General features: G+C 35.2%; 14 protein-coding genes. 3 read left to right on the forward strand and 11 right to left on the reverse strand.

Annotation, left to right across the window (positions count from 1 at the left end; genetic code table 11):
• Positions 1-122: 122 nt before the first annotated feature.
• From AC5P2S_RS10985 to AC5P2S_RS11035, 11 genes are all read right to left on the reverse strand, one after another.
• Positions 123-488: a hypothetical protein gene (locus tag AC5P2S_RS10985; protein WP_283418004.1), complete on the reverse strand. Its 366-nt coding sequence runs from the start codon at positions 486-488 to the stop codon at positions 123-125.
• A 122-nt stretch (positions 489-610) separates the two neighbouring features.
• Positions 611-2,365 (reverse strand): endonuclease, encoded by a 1,755-nt coding sequence (locus AC5P2S_RS10990; RefSeq protein WP_494554855.1) that lies wholly within the window; start codon positions 2,363-2,365, stop codon positions 611-613.
• Positions 2,366-2,384: 19 nt separating this feature from the next.
• The gene (locus AC5P2S_RS10995) at positions 2,385-2,918 is read right to left on the reverse strand and encodes a tRNA methyl transferase PRC-barrel domain-containing protein (protein WP_494554856.1); all 534 of its coding nucleotides are present in this window, start codon (positions 2,916-2,918) and stop codon (positions 2,385-2,387) included.
• Positions 2,919-3,143: 225 nt separating this feature from the next.
• A complete protein-coding gene (locus AC5P2S_RS11000) occupies positions 3,144-4,757 on the reverse strand; it encodes a RagB/SusD family nutrient uptake outer membrane protein (RefSeq protein ID WP_494554857.1) in 1,614 nt (537 codons plus the stop codon).
• A gap of 7 nt (positions 4,758-4,764) precedes the next feature.
• Positions 4,765-6,603, reverse strand: a complete 1,839-nt coding sequence (locus AC5P2S_RS11005; protein ID WP_494557024.1) for a TonB-dependent receptor domain-containing protein — start codon at positions 6,601-6,603, stop codon at positions 4,765-4,767.
• A complete protein-coding gene (locus AC5P2S_RS11010; protein ID WP_494554858.1) occupies positions 6,587-7,759 on the reverse strand; it encodes a TonB-dependent receptor plug domain-containing protein in 1,173 nt (390 codons plus the stop codon). The genes AC5P2S_RS11005 and AC5P2S_RS11010 overlap by 17 nt, the downstream gene beginning before the upstream one ends.
• 79 nt (positions 7,760-7,838) lie before the next feature.
• Positions 7,839-8,666, reverse strand: coding sequence for a FecR family protein (locus tag AC5P2S_RS11015; protein ID WP_494554859.1), 828 nt, complete (start codon positions 8,664-8,666; stop codon positions 7,839-7,841).
• A gap of 81 nt (positions 8,667-8,747) precedes the next feature.
• Positions 8,748-10,010: a histidine-type phosphatase gene (locus AC5P2S_RS11020; RefSeq protein ID WP_494554860.1), complete on the reverse strand. Its 1,263-nt coding sequence runs from the start codon at positions 10,008-10,010 to the stop codon at positions 8,748-8,750.
• Between the two features lie 74 nt (positions 10,011-10,084).
• Positions 10,085-10,600 carry an RNA polymerase sigma factor gene (locus AC5P2S_RS11025; RefSeq protein ID WP_283417997.1) on the reverse strand — a complete coding sequence of 172 codons (516 nt, stop codon included), beginning with the start codon at positions 10,598-10,600 and terminating at the stop codon, positions 10,085-10,087.
• Positions 10,601-10,757: 157 nt separating this feature from the next.
• The gene (locus tag AC5P2S_RS11030; RefSeq protein ID WP_494554861.1) at positions 10,758-11,435 is read right to left on the reverse strand and encodes a response regulator transcription factor; all 678 of its coding nucleotides are present in this window, start codon (positions 11,433-11,435) and stop codon (positions 10,758-10,760) included.
• Positions 11,425-12,729, reverse strand: a complete 1,305-nt coding sequence (locus AC5P2S_RS11035) for a sensor histidine kinase (protein WP_494554862.1) — start codon at positions 12,727-12,729, stop codon at positions 11,425-11,427. Before AC5P2S_RS11035 ends, AC5P2S_RS11030 begins: the two co-directional genes overlap by 11 nt.
• Before the next feature lie 288 nt (positions 12,730-13,017).
• Between AC5P2S_RS11035 and AC5P2S_RS11040 the strand changes: the two genes are divergently transcribed.
• The 3 genes from AC5P2S_RS11040 (at position 13,018) to AC5P2S_RS11050 (ending at position 17,736) form a co-directional block, all read left to right on the forward strand.
• The gene (locus AC5P2S_RS11040; protein ID WP_494554863.1) at positions 13,018-15,369 is read left to right on the forward strand and encodes an outer membrane beta-barrel family protein; all 2,352 of its coding nucleotides are present in this window, start codon (positions 13,018-13,020) and stop codon (positions 15,367-15,369) included.
• 232 nt (positions 15,370-15,601) lie between these two features.
• The gene (locus AC5P2S_RS11045; protein ID WP_494557025.1) at positions 15,602-15,883 is read left to right on the forward strand and encodes a cation:proton antiporter domain-containing protein; all 282 of its coding nucleotides are present in this window, start codon (positions 15,602-15,604) and stop codon (positions 15,881-15,883) included.
• Positions 15,884-16,113: 230 nt separating this feature from the next.
• Entirely contained in the window at positions 16,114-17,736 is a 1,623-nt protein-coding gene (locus tag AC5P2S_RS11050; RefSeq protein ID WP_494554864.1) for a helix-turn-helix domain-containing protein, read from the forward strand.
• The last annotated feature ends 196 nt before the right edge of the window (positions 17,737-17,932 follow it).

Raw genomic sequence — 17,932 nt, forward strand, 5'->3', positions numbered from 1 at the left:
AGGCAGCTTTGTTCAGCTAATATTGGTTTGTTAAACACAAAGGCACAAAGATTATTTTTTAATAATAAATGTTTTTAAGGCACAAAGAGGAGCTTCGCTTAATTGGAATGATTCTTTTATTACTAAATCAACGGTGGATGGAATATCCTTGAGTTTAATGAGAAATTGTAGAATGAACTTAAATAAAAGTTCTGTTTTTGAATGTCCGAATTGAAATTGAACTCATTAAGAACAGTGAAAACATTTCCGACTGTGAATAATTCTGAGAATACAGAAAGCTTCAGCTGGTCTTGCTTTGCAGAGTTCTGAGAGGATTTGGAAAGTTCTTTGGCTAAATAGCATTTCCCATTACAGTTCATTTCCTTTTTTGCTCTGTTCTCACAAAGATTTTTGGTGATGTAATTGTAATTCACGGTATAATCTATCAATGGCATTACCGGTCGCAATGCGATTGTGAAGATAATGAATATGGAAATGAATGCTTTCAATACAACAAAAATAAAGTATTAGTCCCATATACCAAATGATATTTGACAGTAGATTTCAAAAGTTTACTGAAAATAAAAAAGGCCAGAAGAAACTCCTGACCTTTTTTATGATTTGAATTAGGTTAATCCACAATTACTTTCGTACTGCTGGATTTTGTTTTCACAAAATAAACACCTTTAGAAAGCTTTTTCAAGCTGATTTTTTCGTTGTTGTTAACGTTATTGATTGTTTGAATCAATTCTCCGCTGGCACTGTAAATCTGAACTGTTTCATTTTTAGAGATTCCGGCGATGAACAATTCACCGTTTTTAACAGGATTTGGATACACTGTTAATTTTTGATTTTTAGAAGCTGATTCTTCAACTGCCATTTTAGTGTAGCAAGTCCAAGACAAGTTATCAAAAGAAACTCTATTGTTTGTGATATCATCTACCAGCTCAATAATTACATTGCCTTCTACATTGATATCATTGATCGTATAAGTCTTAGCCGTTTTGGAATAAGGAATCTGACCTTTTACCTCTCCATTAACCTTCAATGTATAATTACCGTCTGAATCACTAAAAGGCAGATAAGTTTTAACCGTTAATGAACCGATACCTCCGGAAATTGTAGATGATTTCAATGAACCTTTTCTCAAACAGATGGCTCTGTTATTGTCTCCGTCGATATAGATCTGCTTATCTGTTCTTGCATTGGTTGCAGTCCAAACAATATTCTGGTTAGACCATTCTCTGTCCAGATAAGAAGAATTGGTTGCCGGCATACTTTCGAAATCTTCAGTTCCGCAAGTTGTTCCTGTACCAGGTGTGCTTGTATTGTCGGTAGTTCCTTGTACAGTTGCACTTTTTCCGGATTTGTTTCCAGCCGCATCTTTCGCCACAACATAGAATGAATAGGTTGTAGCAGGCGCAAGTCCTGTTACTATTCCACTGTTGGTATTAACGCTGGTTTTTAACACATCATCAACATAAATATCATATCCGCTTACAGCAACATTATCTGTAGAAGCCGTCCAGGATAAAGAAATGCTTGAAGATGTTTTTCCGGAAACCAAAACATTCACAGGTGTAGTTGGTGCTTCGGAATCAACTGTTGTTCCTCCGTTGAACGTATCCGGCCAAGTGTTCTGAGCAGCAGGGCCACCCCATATTACTGTTGCCAAATAAGGATTATCAATAAATGGGTTTCTATTGTGCTGAACCCCATAAACCACATTATTTCTTTGTCTTTCGAAATCGGAAACAGGATCTTCGACATTCCATTTCAAAAGAATATCCGGAAAGTCTGAAGAATAAGTTGCAGGATTCATTGTGATGTTCAATGGCAAACATCTTGTGTTGTATCTTACATACATATACATCAGGATCCTCGCGACATCTCCTTTCCACTCATTACCAGGAAACCAACCTCCACGACTTGTTTTATAAGCAGTTGCCCCGGTTCCGTCATCAAATAACAAACTCCCTCTTGTACTGTTCAAAGTATTGTCTGCAGGACGCAGGTGGTGACCATCTGAACCCGGACCGGAAGTCCCCAAATTAGGTGTCCCTTTTGATTTTGCATACACATGCTCTCTGTTCCAGCTGCCACTATAAGGACGGCTTCTCTGGTGAGTTCCGGAACTTTGTGATCCGTAAATCAATAAGATATTGGATGGATTTTCCGGGTCCGCATCACTTGTTTTGAATAGAGATGCCAATCCTTCAGAGTAAGCAATAGTCTCTGTATGGGTTGTTGTAATTAATGTTGCAAGATCAGCTTTTAAGTCATTTTTTGTCTTGCTAAAGTTAACTCCCGAATAATACGACGGAGCTGACTGTGCAAAGGCAAAGAAAGATAAAATACTTGCAAAAAAGGAAACCTTTAATTTCATAAGTAAATATTTAATTATTTTAATAACTCTTTATAATTCTATCGTGATAAATGATATCGAATGGATGTTCCTCAATAGTTACTGAGATTTTGTTTTCAAACTCCAGAAAAAAGCTTTTATCAAATCCATAAAGTTTAGTCTGAATTTTATTTTCATTAATCTGAGTCGAAACTTCTACATCAATCCCATTTTCTAATTCTTCTTTAGAAAAATTAATATCACTTAATTCTAAATTTTCTCCAAGACGAATAACACTCGTCAAAAGTCCCGGATGCGAATCTCCTGCTCCCACAAAAAGCCTGTTCTCTTTCTCATCAATCCAGATGACATACAAAGGCTCTTTTTTTCCACCTACATTGATTCCTTTTCTTTGTCCAATCCTGAAATTTTCTACACCTTGGTGTTCACCGACCAAAAAACCGTCAAACAAAGAATACTCTATTTTCCGAGATTTCCAGATGAGTTCATCTTTTTTTGAATGAAATACCGGCAATTCTCTGCTATAGATTAGAGCGCTTGCAGGGATTTCTACTATCTGTCCTTTTTTGGTCATAAAATCTTCGATGTAAATCTTTTTGTATCAGGAAGGGCGCGCAATTTAATTATTTTAAATTAAATACAACTATTTTTCAAAAAAATTATCAATTTATCTGAAAATAATTGTTTTAATTATAATGGTAATATTTTATCTTAATCAAGTAAAAACTTCCCATCAATTTAGATAGGAAGTTCTTTAAAAGAAAATAATATAAACTTGATTTGTGAGAATCAATTCTTGTTAGTAGCCAGCATTCTGGCTCAGGTTCGGGTTTGCTGTAATGTCTGCAGATGGCAATGGATATATATTGAATTTGGAATCCACGGCTTTTCCAGCCTGGACATTTCCTTTCCAGCTCCAGAGATAATCGCCTGTAGTAAATCTGTTGAAACGGATAAGATCCGTTCTTCTCAATAATTCCCATGACAGCTCTCTTGATCTTTCATCCAAGATGAAATTAAGGCTCAGGTCAGAAAGAGTGATTGCTCCATTTCCATTATTATAAGCTCTGTTTCTAATAACATTAATATAATTGAGCGCTTCGGAGGATTTTCCCAGTCTCAGATAAGCTTCCGAAGCGTTCAGATAAGCCTCAGCAAGGCGGAACATAGGGAAATCTGTGTCTACATAAGCAGCGTCAGAACCTGCTACTCCATTCTTAGTAACATTTCTCCATTTAGTAAAAGCATAACCATCCTGAAAGGTTCCGGGAAGCGCAGCAATATCCTTCTTATGTCCAATGTTGAAGAACAAAGCCCTGCTGTCACCTTTTGCAAATGCATTGGGATCTGTAGTTGTAAAACCCTGATCCGTCGTTTGAAATTTGTTGACAAACTCCGGACGGACACGAATATTCCCCCAGCCTCCTGAGATTCCCATATTCAGGTAAGTGAGCATTGTTCCTCCGGTCTGAGCTAAGACAAAGAATGTTGTACCGCCATAGGTTTTAGCTTTTATACCATCCATATTCAGAGACCAGATGATCTCAGAAGATGTATGATTATCTGCCAGAAAATTATAAAGATATTTTGATGCCAGACTGTAATGGCTACCAATCACTTTTTCGGCATACTCTGCTGCCTTATCCCATTGTGGAGCATTGGTATAAATCTGGGCATTAAGGTATAATCTTGATAATAAAAAATTTGCTGCCGTTTTATCAACTCTTCCATATTCATTGGTTTCCGGGAGAGCGGTTTCAATATCTTTTAATTCGGCTTCTACATAAGCATAAAGATCACTTCTTGAGATCTGTCTGGGCAAAAACTGCGGATCTAATTTATCGGAATCTGTGACGAAAGGGACCTTACCAAAGGTGTCCAGTAAAACCCAATAAGAATAAGCTCTGAGGAAGCGCGCTTCTGCCCTGAAATTAGCAACCTGTTGCTTGAAACCTGGATCCGTATGTCCTCTTTCCTGAAGTTTGGCATCAGTAGTCTGTCTCAAAAACTCGTTAGTATAACCGATGATCTGGTATAATCTTGCATAATAACCATTTAAAATAGCGGTGTTAGAATCCCAGGTGTTGGTAGCCATCTGTCTCAATCCGTTGGTCTGCGAACCCATTATCGCCTCATCTGTCGACAGTACCTGGACATAAAATGCCAAACGGATGAATGAACTGTAACCTTCATCAAAATTACCAAGATCAGGATCACCAGTTGGCCCTTGCTGACCGCTAAGGCATAATGCTGCATAACATTTTGCCAAAACACCTTTGTAATTGTCCGGATTGGAATATACCTGTTCCGTGGTAACTATATTGGGATTGATTGGAGCTGTATCCAAATCATTGATACATGAACCTGCCGTAAAAAGCAAAAATATAAAAGGAATGATATATAAACGTTTCATCGTAAAATTATTTAAAGTTAACATTAAGCCCGAAAAGGATTGAACGTGGTCTGGAATAGATATTATTATCAATACCCAAATAAACTTCCGGATCAAGACCACTGTATCCTGTAATAACAAAAGCATTCTGTAATGAGAGGTTAATCCCGATATCAAACTTATCACTGATATTTTTGAAGTTATGTCCTAATGTGATATTATCCATACGAAAAAATGAAGCATTCTCTAGGAAAAAATCAGAATAGAGCTGCAGATTCTCAAAGCCTTCATTGGCTGTATAGCTCAGGATATTGGTATATGTTCCGTTTGTAGGCAAAGTTCTGGACTTATAATCCTTTGATTTGACATTATTATAGACATAGTTTCCGAAATTGGCATGTGCGTTAAATCCGAGATACCAGTTTTTATAGCTCACTTTGGAAGACAATCCCAGATAAGCCCTGGGCATCGGATTTTTACTTTTCACCAATCCTCCGTCTTTATATTTTCCTTCTATCGGTTTCCCGTTCTCGTTATACTCCTGCTGATAGAGGTAAAAAGTATACGGCGCATAACCTACTGAATGAATCTGTATCGTCCCAGCCGTAGAGCCGGAAACGTTTCCTATATTAACACCATAATTTGGGCTATTTACTAATGTAAGTTGTGTGATCTCTGATTTGCTGAATGTAAGATTTGCGTCCAGATTCCATTGCCAGCTTTCGCTTTTAACCGGGATTGTGTTCAGTGTTAGCTCTACCCCTTTATTTTCCATAGATCCGATATTGGTATAGATCATATTGGTAAGGTTGGATCCTGCAGCAACGGAAATCTTATTCAGTAGATCATCAGTCGTCCTTTTATACACTTCTACCGATCCCGAGATCCGGTTATTCAAAATACCGAAATCCAGACCTATGTTATATGTGGATGTAGTTTCCCATTTCAGATTAGGATCGTATCCGTTCGGTCTTATTGTAGTGTAGTAACTGTCTCCGAACTGATACATTGCATTGGGTTGGCTAAAAGTATAGGTCTGCATCCATTCATAATCTCCACCTATATCCTGCTGTCCAGTCTTCCCATAGCTCAATCTCAACTTCAGATCAGAGAAAAAGCCGTTCTCCTTCAAGAAATTCTCCTCATTGATCTTCCAAGCAAAAGCTGCGGAAGGAAATAAGCCCCAGTGATTCTCTTTAGAAAATTTTGAAGAACCATCACTTCTTAAGGTAGCAGTGAAAAGGTATTTGTCCTTAAAAGTATAATTTAACCGACCATAGAATGATAAAAGATAGTACTCCGATTTTTCATCAGCAATATTCTGATATATCTTGTTCCCCACTAGATTAGTCTGCTTGTTATTATAGCTTTTCCAGAACCATTGCCAGGAATAACCTCCCATCACATCTAGCTTATGATCACCAAGCGTTTTGGTATAATTGGCGTAAGCATCCAGCTGTAGGTTCTTTTTTTCATTAACATATTTACCGGTCATTCCCTGTCCGTCGTTCCCTACAGAAACCCAGGTAAGAGGTGCGTTATCCGGAATGAATAGATCGCCTTTACTTTTCAGAATATCGAACCCAGTATTAAGATTCAGCTTCAGATCTTCAAATCCGTGAATTTTATAATCCAATTGGATATTCCCAATATGACGAAATATCTTTGATTCATCATTTCTTAGATTGAGAACTGAAACAGGGTTTGCTCCGGCCTGGGTTATCGGCTTTCCGGCAGCATCCGTCCAGATAAAGTAGCCTAAGCCATAAGGTTTGGAATTATCATAAACCGGACGCGTTGGATCAAAAGAAGCTGCTCCGCTTGCAGGATTGGAAATAAAATCATTATTCTCAATGCTCGGGCTTATAGTTTAGGTTCACGTTTAGATGCTTGTCAAAAAATGAAGGATTAAGATTCAGGCTCAGATTCATTCTTTCATATGCATTTTTTCTGATAATCCCTTCCTGATTCGTATATCCCAAAGATAATCGGTACGGAACATCCGCCACTGCTCCCGTCATACTGAAATTCTGGTCATTACTAACAGCAGTTCGATAAATCTCTTTTTGCCAATCAGTATTATACGTGCCTAATCCATTAATTACAGCTGTGTTACCGGCATATGTTCTTTTCATAAAATCTCTGTATTCATCTGCATTAAGAACATCTAATGTTGCCGGATTCCAGTCTATTTTGGTGTTTGAAGAATATTGGTAACGAGTTTTTTTGCTTCCTTTTTTTGTTGTAATAATGATAACACCGTTAGAAGCTCTGGAACCATAGATCGCTGTTGAAGATGCATCTTTCAGTACGGTATAAGTTTCGATGTCATTTGGATTTATCATCCCGAGAATATTGCTTGAACCTGATGTTGAGGAATTGTCGATAGCAATTCCGTCAATTACAATCAGAGGATCATTACTTGCAGACAAAGAAGAGCCTCCCCGGATCCTAATGGCAGAACCTGCACCAGGTGCACCCCCGGGAGAAATAATATTAACTCCTGCCGCCTTTCCTCTCAACGCATCCTGAGCAGTTACCGGATTACCGTCATTTTCCTCATCTATTTTTACCGTGGTTAGCGAACCTGTCGCATCGGATTTTTTAACTTTACCATAACCAATAATCACAACCTCATCAATCTTTTTCTCCTGCACCGAAATAGTATCTTTGGGAATGGGAAAATTTTCTGACTGGGAAATCAATTTAACACTGGTTTTTCTAAGAACAACCGTATTATTTTTTATTTCATATTCTATCGGATAGAATTTTTTGAGATATCTAAGCGATGATTCCAAAGAAGAATAATTAATAGCATTTTCATCAACCTTAATATCTTTGAAGTCTGTGCTAGAATAGAGAAACGGAATCTTGGAAGATTTGCTGAGCTTATCAAAAACTTTGATAATGGACACCCGATTCTCTTTTTTCATAGCAACCGGCGGTGTTTGCCCGGCTTGTCCGTAAGCGACTGGAAGACCTGTGGCAACCAATAAGATTACAGACATTACTGTTTTTTTCATAAATTTGGGGATTAATTTGATTATACTTTAGCGAGTCGAATCATTTATTGCATCGATAACCGTCATTATCGGTGCTTTTTTATTTTAATTGTATTTGATTGTCAGATTTTTTTTCAGCTTTAAGATTGAATGGATAACAGATGGCGAACAAGACCTCATTCATATCGCCCGAGAATGAACCTTTGATTTTCTTTCTAGCATATTCCTGAGGATAATCGATTTTAACATTATAAACCACTTCCAACTCGTTGATGATATTTTCAAAATTTTCATCCTCGAAAGAGAAATTTCTTTTCACATTTGCAACAAGATAAATCTGAGGCTTTTCTTCCATATTCTTGTTCCACGACTCGTTAGGAAGCAAATAAGTGATTTTACCTTGATGATTAACTTTTACTTTCCCTTCAAAAAGTTCCACTTTTTCTTTTCCGCTTGTTTGGTCAAGGAAAAATTTAGTTCCTAAAACCTGTACTGTAAAATCTTTTGCATTGATTTTAAAAGGTCTTGTCTTATCTTTTGCAATATCGAAAGTTGCTTTTCCAGTAAATGTGATTTTTCTGTCTGTTTTGCCGAAATCCTTTGCCAGTTCAAGTGTACTGTGAGGTTCTAAGACAATATTACTTCCATCGGGAAGACTAATCTTTTTCGTAAAATCCACACTGGAATAAAATTGAGACTGAGCTTTCTCCACAGAAGCCGGCGAAGAAGGTGTATAAAAAAGAATACCAAATCCTGTGATTACCGCAGCTGCAGCAACCCAATATAATTTTTTGAACTTGTTGCCGGATTTTATCTTACTCTGAATTCCCGCTTGGATTCGTGCATCTGTCTCCGAATCCATTCTCTGGTTTTCTTCATAGGTTTTTTCCCAGTTCTTTTTAAAATTTTCGTCGTCTATGTTGTTCATATTCAGTATTACGCAGGATTTCTAAATCGTCAACCTTTTTATTTAAATTTTTTTAAATTAATATTAATTAAAAATTCGATATTAATTTGACTTGGTTATTCTTTCCAAATAGGCTTTCACATCATTCCATTGGTAATAAGGAAAACTCTTGGTTTCAACAGGGACGCTGACCTCATTTTCATTCAATAGAAATTTCACCAAAACATTACTTTTCTTATTCTTATAAAAAATCATCTGAAGATTGGCAGCCATTGGTGCAGCCTGAAAAGTATTCCAAACTTTATAGACTTCTCTTGGATTGATTTCTTCTTTATCCATTCCTTCAACTCTCATAAAAGCTAATAATGGTGCAATATTTCCATCGTGACCAAATCTAAGTGATGCACCACTTTTATTGTTTTTAATATAATCGTCTGCTTCTTCCAGAATATTTTTAACTAATGGAATTGCATTATCTTTTACCAATCCTTTGCTCAAAGGAGATGCAGCATCATTCACATAAAATTGATAATTGATGGCCTGATAAATATTGAACAATTCATCTTTCGTGAACAAATCGTAAAAAGAAATGTCCGTCTCCAGATTCTGCATATCGCTGGCAATCCAGTAGAAAGATTCCACTACTTTATCAGGATTCACGTTTTTGTAAACATAGTCTTCATTATTGAAGAGATTTTTGATAAAACGTTCTGAGCGTAATGCATCTTGCTTGAGTTTCCGTTTTTCTTCCTGCCAGAAGTTATCTGGGCTTTTGAAATCGATAGATTCTTTGGTATGATGATTCAGATATTTCATATACTTATCGGAAGATTCGATGCTAATATTTAGCTTTGGGTTGTTCGCTGTTAATTCGTTTGTAAAATACGCCATACTGATGATGCATCTTGGAACAACCGTTGATTTGGCTGTCACAATCGCATTATTTCCAAAAGCCTGCGGATTGTTCTTGAACATTCTTTGAGAAATCTGTTTATGCTGCAATCCTCCTAATTCCGTCAAATCGCCGTTATGACCCTCAGCAATTTTCCAGATTTTCTCCAATCGTTGTAACGCTGATTTTCCGTTTTCTGTCAAGGCATTATTCTCATTAGCTTTTTTCAGAATGTCCATCACACCGGAAAAATCTTTATCATTGATGAGCCATCTTGAGCCGTGTCTTCCGTAATGACTGATGTAAAATGGCTGATATCCGGACGGAACAGCAGTCAGTTTTTTTGTCGGAGTTGGATAAGCGTAGTAAACACCGCCGGTTTGATTTAAATTTGAGAGGATTTCTTCTTTGGTAGTTTGTCCCTGATAAAAAAAGGAAACTGCAATTAGCAGAATTGAAAATGATTTCTTCATTATAAACTTATTTTAGTTTCAGATTGATTTCTGTCTTATAATTTAATTACGCAGACCCATTGAAATCGTCAACCCTAAAAAAGCTTTTTAATGAAAATCAGTAGCAGAAAAAAGAGATTAATATTTGTTTTTAGAATATGAAGCACCTTATTAACGTGCTTGGCCACAGCATTTTTGGAAATACTGTTTTCTTTTGCAATTTCGGAATAGCTCAGTCCGTCAATTTTATGTTTGAGAAAAAAAGATTTACTTTTTTCGGGAATCAGCTGGAGTATTTTTTCAACCTGTTCAGAATAGGATTTGAATTCGTCCTCGTCATATTCTTCCTTTACAATACTAAGATGAGATTGCTCTTTGAAATCTGAGAAAGACAATTTATTTTTTCTATAGAAATTAGCAATTTCCTGTTTCGCAGTCTTGAAAACAACAGCTTCCTTATTCTTATCCAAAGCATCTTTGTACTTCCACAGATGAACAAAAATATCCTGCACGATATCCTCAATATCATCCTGTCCGTGAACATATTTTTTCACGAAAAAGAAGACCTGATGTTTATAGTCAGAATATAATTTTTCAAATTGAGATTGCACTTAGGAAATATATTTTTAAGGTCTAATATATACGAAGCTTTCAAATATATCAAAAAAAGGAAACCTGCAAAATAAAATTTAATTCACTATATATCAACCATTTAAAACCAACAACAAATAACGATACTTTCCCAATACGCTTATCTAAAACCGACACTTATTCCGGAAACTCTATTTTGAAACCAATCCCGCGAACAGAATCGAACTTGATTCTATCATCCTTTTGGAAATATTTACGTAACCTTGTCATAAAGACATCCAGACTTCTTCCCAGAAAATAATCATTTTCTCCCCAAAGTGTTTCAAGGATTTCTTTACGATTAATAATTTTCTGATTGTTTTTGGAAAGTAAAAGCAACAACTCAGATTCTTTCTCCGTCAACTGAATGGTTTCATTCTGGAAAAGCAACTGAAACTGCGAAGGAATGAATGAATAATTTCCCAATTTAATTATTGCTTTTGTAGAATTCTGTTGTCTTTTGAGTATATTTTTGATTCTTAATATCAGCTCTTCCGGTTCGCAAGGTTTTGTAATATAATCGTCCGCACCAAGCTTCAAACCTAAAATTCTGTCGATACTTTGACCTTTCGCCGTCAAAAACAAAAATGGAATATTAGAAGTTTTTCTGATTTCCTTAGACAATTCGAAACCGTCGATCACAGGCAACATTACGTCGAGAATTGCTAATTGATATTGGTCAATCTGCTTTTTGTTTTTAAGAATTTCTTCAGGATTCGGGATCCAATTCACATCGAAATCAGAAAATTCCAAATACTGTTTCAGAACCATTCCCAAGTCCTGGTCGTCTTCAACTAATAAAATTTTAGGCTTCATTGGGAATTGTAATTTTAAATGAAACACCTTTCTTTTTTGGATTCACATCAATATCGCCTTTGTATTTGTCAACGATTGTCTTAACCAGAAAAAGTCCGACTCCAAGACCATTGACGTGAAGATTTTCGTCTCTCGTAATGCGGTAATATTTATCAAAAATGTTTTGCTTCTCTTCTTTCGGAATTCCGATGCCGTCATCAGAAACTTCCATTCCAATTGCGTTGTTCATTTTGATCAAAATCTCGATTTCCTTTGCGCCATATTTTGATGAATTATCGATGAGATTATCCATAACTTGCTTGAAATCGTTTTGATATAAAGATTTGTTCTCAATAAAATCCAATTTAATTTTGAAATCGATGTTATGAAAAGACTTCTGTATTTCCGAAAAATAACGTTCCATCTCGTTTTTATTCATTAAAACATCATCAGAATCATTGTTATGAATGGACGAAACAATATTCTCGAGGCGTTTGATCTGACGTTCGAGCAGAGCTTTGGTTTCAGAATCGGAAGATTGAGCAACTGAAAATTTCAGAGTTGTAATTGGTGTATTCAATTCGTGAGCGATAGAATCGATAGTTGTGTGAAGCTGTGAGATTTTCTTTTCCTGGCGATTCAGGTTTTTGATACTGTTTCGGAATAAGATTACAATTAGAATAACAATCAATAAACTAATGATAATCAAAGGAATAATTTTCTTTAAAACTAAAAATTTGACATTCAGAAGTTGAAAAGTCGATTTAGATTTAACTAAATAATAATCTTTCTCATCCAAATTCAAATCCGTATTTTCCCTGGATTGACGACTGGACCATTTACCTTCATTAATGGTCAAAGGCTTTGACATTTTTTTTACAGTTTGGTACAAAACAAGTGAACGATTCTTTGGCAAAAGCTCTTTTTTCTGAACCTCATCCAGAATCGAATAGATCTCGCTTTTCATTGCGATCTCAAAACCAGAATCTCCTATATTGTCTTTAAGCGTTTTCTCAAGTTTTTGATTGTACAGCTTTTCCGAGCTATAAATCCTTTCCGGATGTGTAATTTTTTCTTTTTGTATCGTAATACCTTTTTTTAGTCTTTCAAAATCGCCAACCAGTTTTTCTTCATTCGTCTCGGTCTCGTATTTTTCCATTGTCTCCAGTGTTTTATCCGCAATCATCCTAGCCTGTCTGTTGAGCTCTTTTTCCTCAAGACGGTAAGAATTGTAGATATAATAACCCTGCAAAACAACCAAGATAACAAGGCTGAACGTGAACAAAATAATTGTGATGTTTTTCTTCCGATTCATATTGATTCTTCTAAAACCATAAAGAATAATTTAAACGCAAAGTCCGCAAAGTTTTTTGAATCTTATTGAAAATATTTTTAAGATTCGCAAAGGCGCTTCGCTCAGCAAAAATTAATCTTGAAATATTCAAATTCGTGTTCTTGGTGAAAATCTTTGTGCCTTCGTGTTTAACTTTTTGAACATCAAAAATACAATCAAATTTCTTTCAAAAAAGACATTAACCTTCCATTAACCGTTCATTAACAAAACTTTCCTGTGTTTCGTCTCAATTTTGTCAAAATTATTGAAATGAAAATTTATAATGTAGTTTTACTTTTACTTCCAATGTTTATCTGGAGTCAGAATATCAAAGGCCACATCGAGAATGAAAATCAGGAACCTATCTCTGAATCAAGCATTGAAATTAATGAAAACAAATCGATATTCTATTCCGATAAAGACGGGAATTTCAGTCTTGAAGGTATTTCGAAATTTCCTTTCTCAATTGTCATCAAAAAACCAGATTATCAGGATTATGAAATTACTCTTGAAAACAATGAGTTTCTGAACATCATTCTCAAAAAAGACACTATAAAATCCATTGAAAGCGTCACAATAAAAGCCAACAAACCTTTACTGAAAAGGAAAATTGATCGACTGGAATTTAATATAGATAAAACACCGCTTCAAAATCTGAATGCCTGGGACATCTTGAAAAGTACACCCAATATTTTAGTGAAAAATGAAGAATTAAGTGTCAGAGGAAACTCTCAAATTATTGTAACCATTAATGATAAAAAAACTTTGATGACGCAGGAACAACTCAAACAATTTCTTGAAAACACGGATGGAAATAATGTTTCATCGGTTGAAGTCATCACCAATCCGCCTGCGAAATACGAAGCGCAAGGTAGCGCCATTATCAATATCAAAATGAAGCAAAATGTTTTATCAGGTTACAAAGGAAGAATCTCGACAAGATATACTCAGGCAACTTATGCCAAGGGATTAATCGGGACTTCGCAATCTTACAATACTGATAAATGGCAACTGACGGGGAATTACAATTTTGTAAGCGGAGATTATGTCCGAAAAAACTTTGATGTTGTGGTTTTTGACAAGGACAAAACCCGTTGGGAAAGCGATATGGTAAGAAAAACACACGCTCACGAACAGCACGTCTACAACTTCTCAGGACAATATAATTTGGATAGTTTATCGACTGTACAATTTGGTTTTGATGGTTACAATGCGCCAAACAACAATGGTCATTACAATGTTCCGACGAATATTTACAATACGGAAAATAATCAGTTGCAATCGTATTACTTAACATCCAACAAGAAAAAGCAATATGATAACAGTTTTAATTCTTATCTGGTTTATGATAAAAAATTCGGGAACAACAACCTGACTTGGACAAATAACTCCAGTATGAAACGATTCAAGGAAAATCAGGATGTAGAAACATTATTGAATTTCCAAGGACAGCCGGAAAGTAAAAACAGGTTTGCCAACAACAGCATTCAGGATATTTCGCTTTATGCGACGCAATTGGATTACCGATTTTCGAATGATAAATTCACGTTGGAAACCGGATTGAAATACAGTTTTGTTAAGAATAAAAATGACCTTAATTTCTTTGACGGAACCAGCGGAACTTTGATTCAGGATTTAACAAAAAGCAACCTATTTAATTATAAAGAGAATATTTTTGCTGGTTATATTTCCTTGGAATACAAATGGAAAAAATGGGAAATGAAAGCCGGTTTGCGCTCAGAAACAACCCTTATCAAAACCAATTCTGATAATCCGGTTGTGGAAAATAAGACGACCAGAACCGGACTCTTCCCTACTTTTTACCTGATGTATAACCTGAAAGAAGACCAGCAATTAGGATTCTCGTACGGAAAACGTATCGACAGACCAAACTACGATTTCCTGAATCCTTCCAAATCTTATTACAATCTGTATTCTTACTTCCAAGGTGATGCGAATCTGAAATCAACCATCATTCATAATCTGAGTCTGACTTACACGGTGAAAGACTGGAATTTTGAAGCTTATTACAGCTATATCAAAGACCCTTCTATGGAAATTTCTATCCAGAATCCGCAGACTTTTGAAACGGTTTACAATTACACCAATATCGACCACGGACAAAACCTGGGAGCGAATTTTTCCAAAAACTTTTCTATAAAACCTTACTGGAAACTGAATCTTTTTGCAATGGGCGAATATCAGGAGAATTATTTTATGGGAACTGATAAGATTTTGTATAAAAATGACGTCTTCTTTTATAATGCGAATATTTCTACGCAAATCACGTTGGACAAAGCAAAAACCTGGGATCTCAATGTTTCCTATGTTTATAATTCGAAGACAATCCAGGGTTCGTTTGACATCAGTTCCTCTCAGAACACCAATGTCATCATTAACAAGAAAATGTTTGATAAAAGATTAGAAGCAGGCTTGATTTTCAATGATATTTTCAGAACGAATAAGAATACGATCTCGACGAGATATGCAGACCAGAATCAATATTTCAAGGATTATCGCGACACACAATATTTTATGATTAATCTGAAATATAATTTCGGAAATCAGAAAGTGAAAGATGCGAAAGCCGGACGCAAAACGGATGAGCAGAATAGGTTATAGTATTTTATTAACAAATCAAAAAAAAACCATATAAACGGTTTCTTATCTGAAAATAATTAAATTATCATTTATATTAAAAAATTGCTGAGGAAATTCAATATTGCAGCAGCTACATTCTGATGTACAGAAAATCTTTTTACAGAGGATTCATCTGCATAATATGTTTTTTTCATTATTTTTTATTTCGTCAATGGCTTCATTTAGAAATATATAATGTCCGGTCTTTTTATCGATCTTAATCAGTCTGGCAAGCAATAGTGTGATGTCGGCTATCATTTTCCGATTGCTAAAATATAACTGGAAGGACAGTTGGTATGGCGGTGCCTTACTATCTCAAACAGGAGAATTTGGCATATTGGCATTATCTGTTGCTTATAAAACAGGGATTATTGAATACAGCTTATACAAGACAGGACTTGGAATCACCTGCCTGTCTCTGTTATTCTCCACCATCTGGATCGCCATCCTGAAAGGTATTATTGAAAAAAGATCATTAATTAGTCAGAAAAATTAAGCCTTTATATAATTAGAAATGTGTCTTGTCAATCTTTTTACTATCGTATAATATGTAAATCAACTAAAAATATATTTTTTTAATTAAAACACTGAAAAACAAAATTATACAACAATATTTTTAAGAGCCATTTTCCTGATTTTGATTCAAAACAAAAGACAGAATACGTGCCTGGTCATAATTGTTAAAAATATATTATGTTAACTTTGAAAGTTCAACAACAATACATGATGACTATAAAATTAAAATGTTGGAAGATTATTGTTTTCCGTTTGGTATTTCTTTTTACTAATTTTCTTATCAACAGTTTAAACGGCCAAAATGCAGAAGCATACAATCAGATCTACACAAGAACCTATCTTGAAATTTCTCAAAAAGATTTTCCGAAAGCTTTAAAAATTGCTGACTCTCTATATAATATTTCTGAAAACCCTCGCTATAAGGCTAAAAGTCTGATGCTTTCAGCTTCACTACTTCAACAATCCGGTGAATTTAAAGATGCTATTGATTACGCTTTAAAAGCAGAAAAAATACTTGAAGACACCGATGACAATGTGTGGAAAGCAAAAATATCCGGTTTCCTTGCTACTCAGTACCGTCATCTGAAGCTCTTTGACCAGTCTAAAAAATATATTGAAGAAACGTCAGAAACCATCAAAAAGATAGATGATCCCAGACTTGTGAATCAGACCAACGGTTTTCTGATGCAGGAAAAAGCTTACTATGAAAACGAACATAAAAATTACAGACAATCCATCAAATATATTAATGACGCTTCGAGCTATTTTAAATTAAGCGGACAGGACAATCCGTTTCTCTCAGCTAATAATGAACAGCTTTTAGGTTTGAATTACTATTATCTGAAAGATTATTCTAAGGCTATGGATTACTATGAGCAAGCTTTGGACAAGCTGAATCATATGTCAGACAACTTTCTTAAAGCACTCGTATTGAATGGAATGGCGCAGATATATATTGCTCAAAAAAATCCTGAAAAAGCAAAACCTTTGATAGACCAGGCACAAAAAATGGCTGAAGAATCTCCATATCTCAGTCTAAAAAATGAAATATATGAAAGCTCCCAGCAATATTATGCTTTAACCAAAGATATTGAAAAACTGAACCAGGCTAAGAAAAAACAGGATTCTGTCTCGGAAAAGATAAGCAATAAAGCTTCAGCTTATATCAACGACTCTTACACCAGACTAAAGAAAGATAACGAATTGAACAAGAAACAATCGGGGTGGAAAAATGTCATCATTATGTCTGTACTTTTGATACTAATTATCATTATTGTCTATTTTGTAATTTATAGAAAACGACAGAAAGAAAAATTTGCTAAAATCCAGCAGATTCTAGAAGAAATCGAACAAACCAAACCGGCATCTCTTCCGGAAACCGAGATTACACAAAATTTAGTAGATGAAGATGTATCGGAACCTAATATTGTAAATTATGACACCGAGCCTGAGTCACAGGCGCTGATGACTCCTGCTACTGAGAAAAAAATCCTCGGTAAATTGGATAAGTTTGAACAGACAACATTATTTACAAGAAATAATGTATCACTTCCATATGTAGCTGCTTACTGCAGTACGAATACTAAGTATCTTTCGTATGTTGTCAACACTTATAAAAAGAAGGATTTTAAGAATTATATCAATGAGCTACGGGTCAGACATATTATTTATAAATTGAAAAATGACAGCCAGTATCACAAATATAAAATTTCAAGTCTGGCTGAAGAAGCCGGTTTTTCATCTCAGAGTAAGTTTGCAGTTGCATTCAGAAAAGTTACAACTGTATCACCGTCTGAATTTCTTGAACACCTAAGATCCCAGCATCTTAATTAAACGATAGATTTTTCAGGAAACAGATATGTATTATGTTTTATAAATCGTAATCCATTTGTGATAAATTTCAGTTATTGTATTCAATTAATTCAATGCTGAAGCCGAATTACAGCTGTTTAATGACTTCATAATACCATTCTTGGAAGATAAATAATTATTCAAGCTTATATCATCCTTTTTATTTTCGCTAAATAAC

Source organism: Epilithonimonas sp. 33E (genome assembly GCF_059372615.1).

Excerpts from the sequence above, each read along its gene's own strand:
- AC5P2S_RS11020 (WP_494554860.1), bottom strand. The coding sequence starts at position 10,010 with ATGAAGAAATCATTTTCAATTCTGCTAATTGCAGTTTCCTTTTTTTAT.
- AC5P2S_RS10990 (WP_494554855.1), bottom strand. The coding sequence starts at position 2,365 with ATGAAATTAAAGGTTTCCTTTTTTGCAAGTATTTTATCTTTCTTTGCC.
- AC5P2S_RS11030 (WP_494554861.1), bottom strand. The coding sequence starts at position 11,435 with ATGAAGCCTAAAATTTTATTAGTTGAAGACGACCAGGACTTGGGAATG.
- AC5P2S_RS11000 (WP_494554857.1), bottom strand. The coding sequence starts at position 4,757 with ATGAAACGTTTATATATCATTCCTTTTATATTTTTGCTTTTTACGGCA.
- AC5P2S_RS11040 (WP_494554863.1), top strand. The coding sequence starts at position 13,018 with ATGAAAATTTATAATGTAGTTTTACTTTTACTTCCAATGTTTATCTGG.
- AC5P2S_RS10995 (WP_494554856.1), bottom strand. The coding sequence starts at position 2,918 with ATGACCAAAAAAGGACAGATAGTAGAAATCCCTGCAAGCGCTCTAATC.
- AC5P2S_RS11010 (WP_494554858.1), bottom strand. The coding sequence starts at position 7,759 with ATGAAAAAAACAGTAATGTCTGTAATCTTATTGGTTGCCACAGGTCTT.
- AC5P2S_RS11035 (WP_494554862.1), bottom strand. The coding sequence starts at position 12,729 with ATGAATCGGAAGAAAAACATCACAATTATTTTGTTCACGTTCAGCCTT.
- AC5P2S_RS11015 (WP_494554859.1), bottom strand. The coding sequence starts at position 8,666 with ATGAACAACATAGACGACGAAAATTTTAAAAAGAACTGGGAAAAAACC.
- AC5P2S_RS11050 (WP_494554864.1), top strand. The coding sequence starts at position 16,114 with ATGACTATAAAATTAAAATGTTGGAAGATTATTGTTTTCCGTTTGGTA.